General features: G+C 64.7%; 17 protein-coding genes and 2 tRNA genes. 10 read left to right on the forward strand and 9 right to left on the reverse strand.

Annotation, left to right across the window (positions count from 1 at the left end; all coding sequences use genetic code 11):
- The first annotated feature begins 6 nt into the window (after positions 1 to 6).
- Positions 7 to 1218, forward strand: coding sequence for a class I SAM-dependent rRNA methyltransferase (locus VH569_RS31740; protein ID WP_423320856.1), 1212 nt, complete (start codon positions 7 to 9; stop codon positions 1216 to 1218).
- 104 nt (positions 1219 to 1322) lie between these two features.
- On the opposite strand, the gene gluQRS is transcribed toward VH569_RS31740, so the two are convergent.
- Positions 1323 to 2180 carry a tRNA glutamyl-Q(34) synthetase GluQRS gene (gluQRS, locus tag VH569_RS31745; protein WP_423320858.1) on the reverse strand — a complete coding sequence of 286 codons (858 nt, stop codon included), beginning with the start codon at positions 2178 to 2180 and terminating at the stop codon, positions 1323 to 1325.
- A 77-nt stretch (positions 2181 to 2257) separates the two neighbouring features.
- A complete protein-coding gene (locus tag VH569_RS31750; protein WP_014248815.1) occupies positions 2258 to 2425 on the reverse strand; it encodes a hypothetical protein in 168 nt (55 codons plus the stop codon).
- Positions 2426 to 2823: 398 nt separating this feature from the next.
- Between VH569_RS31750 and VH569_RS31755 the strand changes: the two genes are divergently transcribed.
- The gene (locus VH569_RS31755) at positions 2824 to 3387 is read left to right on the forward strand and encodes an HNH endonuclease (RefSeq protein WP_109048088.1); all 564 of its coding nucleotides are present in this window, start codon (positions 2824 to 2826) and stop codon (positions 3385 to 3387) included.
- 71 nt (positions 3388 to 3458) lie between these two features.
- On the opposite strand, the gene VH569_RS31760 is transcribed toward VH569_RS31755, so the two are convergent.
- Positions 3459 to 4058, reverse strand: coding sequence for a demethoxyubiquinone hydroxylase family protein (locus VH569_RS31760; protein WP_376958209.1), 600 nt, complete (start codon positions 4056 to 4058; stop codon positions 3459 to 3461).
- Positions 4055 to 4591 carry a disulfide bond formation protein B gene (locus tag VH569_RS31765; protein WP_423320861.1) on the reverse strand — a complete coding sequence of 179 codons (537 nt, stop codon included), beginning with the start codon at positions 4589 to 4591 and terminating at the stop codon, positions 4055 to 4057. The genes VH569_RS31760 and VH569_RS31765 overlap by 4 nt, the downstream gene beginning before the upstream one ends.
- A gap of 247 nt (positions 4592 to 4838) precedes the next feature.
- Between VH569_RS31765 and VH569_RS31770 the strand changes: the two genes are divergently transcribed.
- Positions 4839 to 4923, forward strand: a tRNA-Leu gene (locus VH569_RS31770).
- A gap of 33 nt (positions 4924 to 4956) precedes the next feature.
- On the opposite strand, the gene VH569_RS31775 is transcribed toward VH569_RS31770, so the two are convergent.
- Entirely contained in the window at positions 4957 to 5310 is a 354-nt protein-coding gene (locus VH569_RS31775; protein WP_423320863.1) for a carboxymuconolactone decarboxylase family protein, read from the reverse strand.
- A gap of 192 nt (positions 5311 to 5502) precedes the next feature.
- Between VH569_RS31775 and VH569_RS31780 the strand changes: the two genes are divergently transcribed.
- From VH569_RS31780 to VH569_RS31790, 3 genes are all read left to right on the forward strand, one after another.
- Positions 5503 to 5886, forward strand: a complete 384-nt coding sequence (locus VH569_RS31780; protein WP_423320865.1) for a rhodanese-like domain-containing protein — start codon at positions 5503 to 5505, stop codon at positions 5884 to 5886.
- A gap of 86 nt (positions 5887 to 5972) precedes the next feature.
- Positions 5973 to 6176, forward strand: coding sequence for a hypothetical protein (locus tag VH569_RS31785; protein ID WP_423320867.1), 204 nt, complete (start codon positions 5973 to 5975; stop codon positions 6174 to 6176).
- Positions 6173 to 6358 (forward strand): hypothetical protein, encoded by a 186-nt coding sequence (locus VH569_RS31790; RefSeq protein WP_423320868.1) that lies wholly within the window; start codon positions 6173 to 6175, stop codon positions 6356 to 6358. The genes VH569_RS31785 and VH569_RS31790 overlap by 4 nt, the downstream gene beginning before the upstream one ends.
- 81 nt (positions 6359 to 6439) lie before the next feature.
- Here the strand turns inward: VH569_RS31790 and VH569_RS31795 are convergent.
- Positions 6440 to 6524, reverse strand: a tRNA-Leu gene (locus VH569_RS31795).
- A gap of 254 nt (positions 6525 to 6778) precedes the next feature.
- Here VH569_RS31795 and VH569_RS31800 point away from each other — a divergent pair.
- A complete protein-coding gene (locus VH569_RS31800; protein WP_167421852.1) occupies positions 6779 to 6952 on the forward strand; it encodes a hypothetical protein in 174 nt (57 codons plus the stop codon).
- Between the two features lie 46 nt (positions 6953 to 6998).
- On the opposite strand, the gene VH569_RS31805 is transcribed toward VH569_RS31800, so the two are convergent.
- Together VH569_RS31805 and VH569_RS31810 are read right to left on the reverse strand one after the other, a co-directional pair.
- Entirely contained in the window at positions 6999 to 7244 is a 246-nt protein-coding gene (locus VH569_RS31805) for a hypothetical protein (protein ID WP_222527524.1), read from the reverse strand.
- Between the two features lie 118 nt (positions 7245 to 7362).
- A complete protein-coding gene (locus VH569_RS31810) occupies positions 7363 to 8148 on the reverse strand; it encodes a competence/damage-inducible protein A (RefSeq protein WP_423320870.1) in 786 nt (261 codons plus the stop codon).
- A gap of 66 nt (positions 8149 to 8214) precedes the next feature.
- On the opposite strand from VH569_RS31810, the gene sfsA reads away from it, so the two are divergent.
- The 3 genes from sfsA to VH569_RS31825 all read left to right on the forward strand — a co-directional run bounded on the left by sfsA (position 8215) and on the right by VH569_RS31825 (position 10935).
- Complete coding sequence (sfsA, locus tag VH569_RS31815) at positions 8215 to 8967, forward strand: DNA/RNA nuclease SfsA (protein WP_423320877.1); 753 nt, start codon at positions 8215 to 8217, stop codon at positions 8965 to 8967.
- A 60-nt stretch (positions 8968 to 9027) separates the two neighbouring features.
- Positions 9028 to 9837, forward strand: a complete 810-nt coding sequence (map, locus tag VH569_RS31820) for a type I methionyl aminopeptidase (RefSeq protein WP_098740647.1) — start codon at positions 9028 to 9030, stop codon at positions 9835 to 9837.
- Between the two features lie 312 nt (positions 9838 to 10149).
- Complete coding sequence (locus tag VH569_RS31825) at positions 10150 to 10935, forward strand: hypothetical protein (RefSeq protein WP_423320873.1); 786 nt, start codon at positions 10150 to 10152, stop codon at positions 10933 to 10935.
- Positions 10936 to 11295: 360 nt separating this feature from the next.
- Here VH569_RS31825 and VH569_RS31830 read toward each other — a convergent pair.
- On the reverse strand, positions 11296 to 11454 hold a 159-nt coding region (locus VH569_RS31830), incomplete at its 5' end, for a transposase (RefSeq protein ID WP_423320879.1).

Consider the following 11454-nt stretch of genomic DNA (forward strand, 5'->3'; position numbering starts at 1 on the left):
GGGCCCATGAGCGACACCGGCACCAAACCCGTCAAGAAATACCCGGCGATCCATCTGCAGTCCGGCCGCCAGCGGCGCGTCATGCAGGGACATCCCTGGGTCTATTCCAACGAAGTCCAGATGGACACCACCGCCAAGGCGGTGCCGCCCGGCAGCCCGGTGCGGCTTCTGGACCCCGGCGGGACGCCGCTGGGCATCTACACCTTCAATCCGCACACGCTGATCGCCGCCCGGCTGCTGTCGAGCGACCCGGCGACCGTGGTGGACCAGGCTTTCATCGCCGACCGGCTGCGCCGCGCGGTGGAGTTGCGCGACCGGCTGTTCAGCCGTCCCTTCTACCGCGTCGTTCATGCCGAGGCCGATGGGCTTCCCGGCCTGATCGTCGACCGCTTCGACGACGTGGTGACGGTGCAGGCCAACTCCGTCTTCATGGACCGCCGGATCGACGAGATCCTGGCCGCCATCGACGAGGTGATGGAGCCGCGCGCCGTCATCCTGCGCAACGACGGCAGCCAGCGCGCGCTGGAAGGGCTGGCGGAGGAGACCCGGCTGGCCAAGGGCGAGATCGACGGCTCGATCCGCCTTGAAGAGAACGGCGCCACCTTCTTCGCCAACCCGCTGGACGGCCAGAAGACCGGCTGGTTCTACGACCAGCGCGACAACCGCGCCTTCATCGCCTCGCTGGCCAAGGGCGGCCGGGCCATCGACTTCTACAGCTACAATGGCGGCTTCGGCATCCAGTGCGCGGTGGCCGGTGCCACCCAGGTGATCGCGGTCGATCGCTCCGCCCTGGCTCTGGAGAACGCCACCCGTGCCGCCGAGGCGAACGGCGTCGCCGACCGCTTCGAGGCGCGCAAGGCCGACGCCTTCCAGGAGATGGAGCGGCTGGGCACGGCGGGCGAGACTTTCCAGGTGGTGGTCGCCGATCCGCCGGCCTTCGTAAAGTCGAAGAAGGATCTGGCGGCCGGCAGCCGCGCCTACCGCAAGATGGCGCGTCTGGCCGCGAAGATCACGGCACCGGGCGGCTATCTGCTCTGCGGGTCATGCAGCCACAATGTCGATCCGCCGGCCTTCGCCGAGCTGGTGGCCCGCGGTCTGCACGACGCCGGCCGCACCGGCCGCATCCTGCGCAGCGCCGGCGCCGGGCCCGACCATCCGGTCCACCCGCACCTGCCCGAGTCGGCCTATCTGAAAGCTCTTGTGTTGCAACTGGACTGAGTGCGGCCAGCCTGAGCATCCGGGGTGGGCGTACACAAGGAGGTACGCCCCCCGTACGCCCCCGGCCTGGCGGCGGCACGTACGCCTGCTGACCGGACCGAGCCCTATCCTGCAAACCCCGCCATCGCCCGCACCTCGGCCGGGCTGCGGCCTTCGTCCCGCAGCGAACGCAGGGACTGGGCGCGGTCGCGCTTGGCCAGCCGCTCGCCCGCCGCGTTCCGCAGCAGGCCGTGATGGTGGTAGTCGGGGGGGTCATAGCCCAGCAAAGCCTGCAACAGCCGGTGCAGATGGGTGGCGAAGAACAGATCCTCGCCGCGGGTGACCAAAGTCACGCCCTGGAGATGATCGTCGACCGTGACGCTGAGGTGATAGCTGGTCGGCGTGTCCTTGCGCGCCAGCACCACGTCGCCCAGCAGGTCCGGCGTCGCCTGCTGCCAGCCCTGCGCCCGATCGTGCCAGCGCAGCGGCCCGGTCAGCCGGCAGGCCGCCTCCACATCGAGTCGCAGCGCCCAGCCGGTCCCGGAGGCCTCGCCCCGCTCCATCCGTTCGGCACGCTCCTCGACGGAGCGATGGCGGCAGGTGCCGGGATAAAGCGGCCCATCGGGGCCGTGCGGAGCCGCACCGGCCCGCGCGATCTCGGCGGCGATGTCCTTGCGGGTGCAGAAACAGGGATAGAGCACGCCCAGCGACTCGAGCCGGGCCAGTGCAGCGCGGAAATCGTCGAAATGGTCGGACTGGCGGCGGATCGGACCGTCCCAGTCGAGGCCGAGCCACGCCAGATCCTCGATCAGGTCGTGCTCGTACTCCGAACGGCAGCGATTGGGGTCGATGTCCTCGATCCGCAACAGGAAGCGGCCGGCGGCGCTGCGGGCGGCGGTCCAGCCGAACAGCGCGGAATGGGCATGGCCCAGATGCAGATGCCCGGTGGGGCTGGGGGCGAAGCGGGTGACGAGATCGCTCATTCCCGCTCTATAACGGCTGGCGCGCGTTGGATGTAAGCGCAGATCGGACAGGGGAGCCGATCAAACATAAGGGCGGATCAGATATAAGGATTGTCGCGGATCGGCTCGACCGGGATCTCTTCGCCTTCCAGATAGAGCGCCAGACGGCGGCGCAGCTCGCGGTCGAACGCATCGATGCGGATCTGGCGCTCACGCTCCTCGCGTTCACGGCGCTTCTGGGCGAGGTCGATGATGACGGCGGTCATGGCGGACTTTCCTCGGGGTCGCTTCCGGCCGGTTCGGACCGGCGGGATCGGCTTGGATCAACGAGGTCCACCATCGCGCCGTCATGGTTAACGAGGGGTAAGCGCGCAAGGCGGGCGCGACTGTTTTTTGCCGATGTCACAGCCACCGCGGGTGGTGCCGGTTGACCGCATCCCCGCCGGTCCCGGCTTGCCCACAGCGCGAAAAAGGTTACACAACGGTGAAGAAATTCGGACCCACCGGGTCAAGATATTGAGTCCCGGCCCCCGATCCACTATGTATCTGGTTGTCCCGGAGGACGATTCGGCCGCCGGGGCACAGCAGACACGACCCCGCGCACGGTGCCGCAGCAGTGTCGCGTGCCGGGATCCAGACACGGTCTCAGACAAGGGAGTGGCCATTGGCTCCACCACCCGATCACTGTCCGGCTCTGGTGCTGAACGCGGATTTCCGCCCGCTCAGTTACTTCCCCTTGTCGCTATGGTCCTGGCAGGAAGCGGTCAAGGCGGTCTTTCTGGAACGGGTCAACATCGTATCGCACTATGACCGGGTCGTCAGATCCCCAAGTTTCGAAGTCCAGTTGCCCAGCGTCATCTCGCTGAAAGAGTTCATCCCGGCCACGCGCCGCCCGGCCTTCACCCGCTTCAACGTCTTCCTGCGCGACCGCTTCACCTGCCAGTATTGCGGCCGCCCCTTCCCCACCCACGACCTGACCTTCGACCATGTGATTCCGCGGTCCCGCGGCGGTCGGACAACGTGGGAAAACGTCATAACATCCTGCTCGGCCTGCAATCTGGCGAAAGGCGACCGCCTCCCCCACGTCTGCGGCATGATCCCCCTCAGTCCGCCCTTCCAGCCCAGCGCCTACGAGCTGCAAGAGAACGGACGCGCCTTCCCGCCAAACTTCCTCCATGAAAGTTGGCGGGATTTTCTTTATTGGGACTCGGAACTGGACCCGATGTAGGGCCGGCGCCGCGGTATCAACGGATGGGGGCCGCTGCCGGCCCCTGCATCCGCCGCCTCAAAACCGCCCCATCACACCCGTTCCGCCACCCAGATCACCGCCCGGGTGCCGGCCTTGATCGCCGCCGACAGCAGCGGATAGCCCGCCGCGCGCTCCGCCTCGTTCTGCAAGCCGATGTTGCGGTGCTCGACCTCTTCCGCCTGGAATTTGCGGATGCTGTCGGACAGCTCCTGCTCTTCCCCGCCGAGATGAGGCAGCTGCGCCTCGTAATGCTCCTCGATCACCTCTTCGACCGCGACGGTGCAGGCCATCGCCGCCCGTTCGCCGAGGATCGCGGTGCCGGCGCCCAGCAGGAAACCGGTGACGTGCCACAGGGGTTGCAGCAGGGTCGGCCGCACCCGGCGCCGGTTCAGCTGCTTTTCGAAATATTCGAGATGGACCAGCTCCTGCTCGGCCATGTGGCGCAGGGTCTTGCCGTGGCGGCCCTTGCCCATGACGGCGATCTGGCCCTCATAGATGCGCTTGGCGCCATATTCGCCGGCATGATCGACGCGGACGATGCGGGCCAGCCTGTCGCGCCGCGGCAGGTCGCCGGGCAATGCGCCGGGCAGCGTGCCGTGACGGGGGGCGCCGTGACGGGAACTGGCGGTGGGAGACGTCGTTTCACTCACAATGCGGTCCTCGACACCGGGGTGCGGGTATAGGCGATGCGTGCCGCGACGAAGGCGTAGGCCGCCAGCGCCAGCGAGATCACAACGTTGTAGCCCGCCATGGAGATCCCGAACAGCGACCACGCCACTTCGTCACAGCGGGTGACCGGGGCGGCCAGCACCTGGGCGCGCAGCGCCTCCAGCGAATTGGCCGCGGCCGAGCCGCCGCAGGACGAGGTGCCGGCCCACCAATGCTGCTCCACCCCGACATGATAGGCGGCGATGCCGGCACCGGCCAGCAGGGCCAGCCCGCTCGCCACCAGCAGCGCGTCGCCCAGCCCCTTCCAGCGGCGGAACAGCCAGGTCACCAGCCCCAGCACCATCACCGCCACATAGGGCCAGCGCTGCATGATGCACAGCACGCAGGGTTGGTAGTTCAGCACGAACTGGAAGAACAGGGCCGACAGCAGCACCCCGGCGCTGGCCAGCGCCAGCAGCAGGGCGGCGATGCGGGGGTCTTCGAAGGCACGGGAGAGGAAGGGCTTCGTCATCATGGCCGACAAGGTAGCGCGTGCGGGGCCGTTCGGCCAGCCGTCCGCAACGCCCGCAGCACGCCTGCGACGGCATGACAGGGCGGCGGCATCGGCAGGGAATAAGCGGCACCACGGCTGCGTCGCCGCGGGCAGGGGTTGGGGCGGGGAGGTCGAGGCGTCCCGGACCGGGACAGCGAACCGGGATGCCCGGACGCCCGTTCTTTTACACTTTCCGTTTGCGGACTGTTGCGCTAGAAGAGGCGTCGCTGCGGGCGTGGTGAAATTGGTAGACGCGCCGGACTCAAAATCCGGTTCCGCAAGGAGTGTCGGTTCGAGTCCGACCGCCCGCACCACCCGATCCTCCTCTTACGGGATCGCGGTTCCGGTCAGCCGGCCGCCTTTTCGGTGAACTGGTCGAACGCTTCGACCGCCTGGGCGGCATACATCACCGACGGCCCGGCGCCCATATAGACCGCCATCCCCATCGTCTCCATCACCTCGTCGCGGCTCGCCCCCTGCTTCATCGCCGCTTCGGCATGAAAGGCGACGCAGCCGTCGCAACGGATCGCCACCGCAATGGCGAGCGCGATCAGTTCCTTGGTCCTGGTGTCCAGCGCATTTGCCTTGAGCGCCGCCTGGGCCATCCCGGAAAAGGCCTTCATGACCTCCGGAGCGCCGCCACGCAGTTCGCGGATGGCGCCGGACAACTCGCCGGTCATCTGCGGCCAGTTCTTGTGCATGGGTCATCTCCTGCTATCGAAAGGGCACGCACCGGACTGCCGGGTCGCCGCTCGGCCGGAACCGCCTTGGGGGAAAGCGACTTGCGGGCGGCATCACCCCATTGACTTAACATTAGAGTATACTAATTTATTGGTCAAGGGCAGTCCAATGCCAGCGCCCGCCCCGCAATCCCTTTTGAAGGATCGACTCCGATGTTCCTCTGCTCCCTGATGCGACGCCTGTTTCCGACCGCGCAGCCCGACAAGCAGGCCGGCGCCGACCGGATCCTGCAGGTCGATCCGCAGACCGCCATTCACTGGCAGGCCAGGGGCGAGGCGGTGATCGTCGATGTCCGCGAACCGCATGAGCACGCCGCCGGCCACATCCCCGGCGCCATCCTGAACCCGCTGTCGCAGTTCGACCCGTCGCGCGTCCCGGCCGAGCCCGGCAAGCATCTGGTCTTCCATTGCCAGGGAGGCAGGCGCTGCGGTCCCGCTGCCGAACGCATGATGGCCGCCGGCCACACCGGCACCATCAATCGACTGCGCGGCGGCTTTTCCGCCTGGGCCGATGCCGGCGGCCCGGTGGAGCGCTGACGGGTCCTCCTCAAAGCCGCTGGCCTGCGCGTCACGGCGGACGTATGTGTCTGTCGGTCACGAGACAGATATGCAGGGACCGTCGAATGAAGCCCTCCCCCTCCCCGATCCTCGTCGAAGAATCCGGACCGCAGAGCTTCACCCTCACCGTGACGTTCGACGGCCAGCGGTTCGAGTGCGGCAGTTACCTCAACCGTGCGGCAGCGATGCAAGCCGGCCGCCTTTTCCTTCAGCGCAAGGAGGGGGAAGCGGCCAACGGCCGGACGAAACGAAAGCCGGGCAGGAAGTGACGCCCGACATACCACCCGATGACGACCGCACCCGCCTCGCCGCCAATGTCGGCGCGGCCATCGCCGTCATGATCGTCCTCGGTCTGGGATACTGGCTGATGGGCGCCTTGATGCATCAGTCCAAGACGGAGGACTGTCTGCTGGCCCATCGGCGCAGCTGCGGCACGGTCGAGCTGCGGTGAGGCTTCCGGCCGCTGGGCCGAAGCCATTGCCGTATCGCCGCCAGCCAGCGGCAGGACTGAAATTTAACAGCGCCATCAATATGGTGCGGGCGGTGGGACTCGAACCCACATACCTTACGGCGAGGGATTTTAAGTCCCTTGCGTCTACCGGTTTCGCCACGCCCGCGCCCCGGACTCTGCCATTGCAAGCCGATGCTGGCGCACCGGACCGACGACGGCAAAGCTCATGTCCACGAAGCGGCCCCGCGTTGCCCGCGGAGATTGCATACTAGGATATGCAACGCACCGTTCCGTGGTCATGACTTAGACAATCGCGGGGCTGCGGGTCAAGGGGCCTTCGCAAAACCGCAGGCATTCCCATATCGAAGGATGCGCAACTGCGGCCGGGTCGGGTCTGACCGGGGACAGGAAGGAGACGGCGTGAGCGAGACGCAATGGATGTCGCTGGTGGCGCTGCTGATGGTAGCGGTTCTCGTGGTGCCGGCGGCCCTTCGCCGCAACCGCGGAGTGGTGCTGCGCAACGCGGCGCTGTGGCTGGCGCTGATCGTCGCCCTTGTCTGGATTTACGACCGCTTCGGACCGTTCGGCAACTGACGGCGGCAACTGAAGGCAGCTCTGCCGCAGCGTTATGCCCCCGGAGTCAGGGGCGGGTGTCCTCGTTCATCGTCATGATGCCGATTCCCATCGACACGCTGCCGAAGGTCAGCATCAGGCCGGCGTAGAGCATCACCGTGGCGGTGATGCCGTATTCGCTGCTGCCGATCAGGGTCGCCAGCTTGGCGACGTCGAACCACAACAGCCCGGTCGCCAGCACCACGGCGCCGACGATGCCGGCGAACAGGTGGCGGAGAAGAAACAGCAGCGCTGATTTCTCGAAGCTCTTCATGGCGGGGCTCCCGCGACGGGCAAGACGGAGATGAGAGGAAGTTAATGTAGGACCGCATCGGTCCGCGGCAATCGATCCGCCGACATATCCCTCGTCAGAGCGGCCGCCATACCCGCCACTATCCTTTCGTACCGACCGTGACGGTCGGCGTGCCGCCAAGACCGCGGATGATCTCCGCCAGCTCGTCGGCAGCGCCCGTAACCTCCGCCTCGTCGGTGCCGCGCAGCACCAGGCTGACGCCGAAGAAGCCGCTGCGGAAGTAAGGATAGCTGCCGATCTCCAACGCCGGATGGCGGTCCTGCAGGGCCGACAGCTCGGCGGCGATCACGCCCTCGCCCAGTTCGCAGGCCACCGTGCGGGCATGCAGCGCCGGGCCGCCGGCCAGCCGCGGCAGGATGCCGTCCAGCATCGCCCGCATGATGTTGGGCACGCCGGCCATGACGAAGACGTTGCCGATCTGGAAACCCGGCGCCTGGCTGATCGGGTTGTCGATCAGGATGCCGCCGGCCGGGACGTTGGCCATGCGCAGCCGCGCCTCGTTCAGCTGGCCGGCGGCGTAATGGCGCTCAAGCCGGGCCACGGCCTCCGGATTGCGCTCCAGCGCCACGCCGAACGCCTTGGCGACGCAGGCGGCGGTGATGTCGTCGTGGGTCGGACCGATGCCGCCGGTGGTGAAGACGTAGGTGTAGCGGGCGCGCAGGGCGTTGACCGCGGCGACGACCTCCTCCTCCACGTCCGGCACCACGCGGGCCTCGCGCAGCCGCACGCCGATCTCCGTCAGCTTCTCGGCGATATGCCCCAGGTTGGCGTCCTTGGTGCGGCCCGACAGGATCTCGTTGCCGATCACCAGCACGGCGGCGGTCGGGTTGGCTCCAATCTCGTTTGCAGCAGCTTCGGACGTCATCTGGCGGGGGTCTCCATCGGAACGCACTTGTCGGGCGGGAAGGCCAAGGGTAGCGTCGCCGCCAAGATGCGCTTTCCCACCCCCCTTCTTCAAGGCCGCCTGATCCGCCGCTACAAGCGGTTCCTTGCCGACGTCCTGCTGGACGGGGTGGAGGTGACGGTGCATGTCCCCAATTCCGGCAGCATGATCGGGCTGGACAGTCCGGGCTCCGCCGTCTGGCTGTCGCGCTCCGACAACCCCAAACGCAAACTGGCCCACACGCTGGAGCTGGTGGAGGCTACCGCCCCCTGGGGCGAGGGGCTGGTCGGCGTCAACACCGGCCATCCCAACGCCCTGGTCGCCGCCGCGATATCAGCCGGCACCATCCCGGAGCTGGCCGGCTACGACCGGCTGCGGCGCGAGGTGAAATACGGCCGCAACAGCCGCATCGACGTGCTGCTGGAGGACGACCCGGCCAAGCCCGGCGCCAATCATCTCTCCATGAGACCTCCCGCCTATGTCGAGGTGAAGAACGTCCATCTGCGCCGCCCCAATGGGCCGCATGGCGACGCCGCCGAGTTTCCGGACTGCGTCACCGCCCGCGGCGCCAAGCATCTGGAGGAGATGACGGCGATGGTGGCGCAGGGCTGCCGCGCGGTCATGCTCTACCTTGTCCAGCGCGGCGATTGTTCCCATTTCCGCACGGCGGCCGATCTCGATCCGGTCTATCATGACGGACTGCGCCGCGCGCTGGATTCAGGGGTGGAGGCGCTGTGTTGGTCTTGCGCGATCACGCCCGAATCGATTGAATTGGACCGGCCGCTGCCGATCCGGCTTTAGGGTTCCGGCAGCAGGTCTTCGGCATCCGGCTTTTGGTTACCTGGCATAGGGGCTTTCGTCTTGGAACAGGATCACGTCGAATCCAACCGCGTCCGCCTTCATGGTCCGGAGGGATTCGAAGGCATGCGCAAGGCCGGTCGTCTGGCCGCGCTGGCACTGGACTACATCGTCCCCTATGTGCAGCCCGGCGTCACCACCGGCGAGCTTGACCGCCTGCTGGAGCAGTTCATCCGCGACCATGGCGGCATTCCCGCCCCGCTGGGCTATCGCGGCTTTCCGCGCGCCAACTGTATCTCGGTCAACCATGTCGTCTGCCACGGCATTCCCGGCGACAAGCGTCTGGTCGACGGCGACATCCTGAACATCGACGTCACGCCGATCGTCGACGGCTGGTACGGCGACAGCAGCCGCATGTATCTGTGCGGCGACGTCGGCGTGAAGGCGCGCAAGCTGGTGGACGTCACCTATGACGCGCTGATGATCGGCATCGCCGCGGTGAAGCCGGGCGCCACGCTGGGCGACATCGGCCACGCCATCCAGACCTTCGCGGAATCCCACCGCTTCTCGGTGGTGCGCGACTTCTGCGGCCACGGCGTCGGCCGCGTCTTCCACGAGCCGCCGTCGGTCCTGCATTACGGCAAGCCGGGCGAAGGCCTGGTGCTGCGGGAAGGCATGATCTTCACCATCGAGCCGATGATCAACACCGGCCGCCCCGACGTGAAGATCCTGGGCGACGGCTGGACCGCCGTGACCAAGGACAAGTCGCTGTCCGCCCAGTTCGAGCATTCCATCGGCGTGACCGCCGACGGGGCGGAGATCTTCACCCTGTCGCCGGCCGGCTACACGAAGCCGCCTTACCCGGTGGAGTGAGGTAGAGGGACATTGCGGGGAGAGTGGCGGGCGCCGTGTCGGGAGATGCGGCGCCCGAGTTGTTTGCGGCAACCGCCAAGCACTCGATCAACCGGCACCATAACGGAGAGCTGCACAACACTCCCGAAACGATCAAGGGCCCGGCAATTGCTTGCCGAGCCCTTGAAGAAACTGGTGCCGCAACAGGGATTTGAACCCCGGACCTACTGATTACGAAAACGTTGATTTTCTTGGCAATCCTAGGTTCTTCCCACTTTTGCTCCGAACTCTGCTCTGAGCAATATCAATGCTTTATCAGGTCGGTGGGAAAGATTGATCTCATTCGTTTCGCGTGGTCAAGGAGCAGATGTACTGCCGATCTCGCCACTCCAAAGAAAGATGAATGCACCACTCAGCGGCTGCCGGCCTGATCTTCGTCAGCTTGGTACTGGCGGGGATCGTCAGCTTCGATGCGCTTCTCAGCGCCAAGCCGGACGGCAGAATGCGATCGTCGAACAACTACGCGGGCCCTTCGGAGCGCAGAGGTGCGCCCAAGGGATTGAGGATGATCTGCGTCGGCATCCTGCTGGGTCTGCTGAGCGGCTGCGCGACCAATGGAGCCGGCGGAATTTTTACTCGATCCCCTGCTATGGCGACTGCTCGTTTTGCATGGAGAACCGCAATCATCCAGAAAGACGCCACTCCTCCAAAGTGCCGAAGAAGGAAATTAGAACTCCTATCAAAAAACGCGGAAAGTGGGCTGAAGCCATTGTTTTGCCTCAGCCCTCCCCGGTTTTGATCCGAACTCTTAGGACAAAAAGACACCTGATCTCCATACACATTCATATGAACATCTTATTGTTGACATGGGTAGCTTATTACGAGATTCAAGAATATTTCTGCCATCACATAACTATCGCTAGAGATTTTATTGATAGGTTTTCTCTCTTGAATAGAAGAGAAAGTTTTGTCCCCAATGAAATCTGTAAAGTTATCAACATATTTCGGAAGACAGAAGAGATGTTTGTTCGTTTTTTTAAACATCAACTCGTTGCTAATGAATGCACTTTCCAAAAATCCGTTCATATAATACAGATACTTCTCCCGTTTATCATTTGATTTTCCACCGGATTTTTTCTGATCCAAATACATTTTCTCGAATTTCGCAATAGTCATCGGATCTCCGGCCTCCGCGCCAACGGGGACACCCATAAGAAATAACAATGCCGCAACTTTAACCATCCTCATTGTACAAACTCCAAAGGTTTCCACGCTGCGAAAGAGGTAAACTTCACATAGCTTAGGCGACATTTACATGTAATATCAATATTTTTGTCAATCAATCTCCATGAACCACTACGTATTTATCTAATTATATCTCAATATTTCATTTCTGCTCTCACAGCCATCTTTTCCGTGGTGATGCTTGGAGGAACTGGTGGAAATGGCGAGGCACGATGGATCGATTCTTTAGAGCGCCTAACAGAACCATCTCTGGACGAAACGCCAGCAGATGAGGCTGGCGGCGATGTGGTGGAAAGCGGTGAAGATGTCGGCGCGCCGTTCGTAGCGGACGGCGATGCGACGGAAACGGGCAAACCAAGCGAGTGTCCGCTCGACCACCCATCGGTGTCGGCC

The sequence above is a fragment of the Azospirillum sp. 11R-A genome (assembly GCF_049472615.1).
Taxonomy (GTDB): Bacteria; Pseudomonadota; Alphaproteobacteria; order Azospirillales; family Azospirillaceae; genus Azospirillum; species Azospirillum palustre.

What these genes read in the sequence shown, in the direction of transcription:
- VH569_RS31775 (WP_423320863.1), bottom strand. Translation starts at nt 5,310, where the DNA reads ATGCACAAGAACTGGCCGCAGATGACCGGCGAGTTGTCCGGCGCCATC.
- VH569_RS31765 (WP_423320861.1), bottom strand. Translation starts at nt 4,591, where the DNA reads ATGATGACGAAGCCCTTCCTCTCCCGTGCCTTCGAAGACCCCCGCATC.
- VH569_RS31785 (WP_423320867.1), top strand. Translation starts at nt 5,973, where the DNA reads ATGAAGCCCTCCCCCTCCCCGATCCTCGTCGAAGAATCCGGACCGCAG.
- VH569_RS31750 (WP_014248815.1), bottom strand. Translation starts at nt 2,425, where the DNA reads ATGACCGCCGTCATCATCGACCTCGCCCAGAAGCGCCGTGAACGCGAG.
- gluQRS (WP_423320858.1), bottom strand. Translation starts at nt 2,180, where the DNA reads ATGAGCGATCTCGTCACCCGCTTCGCCCCCAGCCCCACCGGGCATCTG.
- VH569_RS31740 (WP_423320856.1), top strand. Translation starts at nt 7, where the DNA reads ATGAGCGACACCGGCACCAAACCCGTCAAGAAATACCCGGCGATCCAT.
- sfsA (WP_423320877.1), top strand. Translation starts at nt 8,215, where the DNA reads ATGCGCTTTCCCACCCCCCTTCTTCAAGGCCGCCTGATCCGCCGCTAC.
- VH569_RS31780 (WP_423320865.1), top strand. Translation starts at nt 5,503, where the DNA reads ATGTTCCTCTGCTCCCTGATGCGACGCCTGTTTCCGACCGCGCAGCCC.
- VH569_RS31810 (WP_423320870.1), bottom strand. Translation starts at nt 8,148, where the DNA reads ATGACGTCCGAAGCTGCTGCAAACGAGATTGGAGCCAACCCGACCGCC.
- VH569_RS31805 (WP_222527524.1), bottom strand. Translation starts at nt 7,244, where the DNA reads ATGAAGAGCTTCGAGAAATCAGCGCTGCTGTTTCTTCTCCGCCACCTG.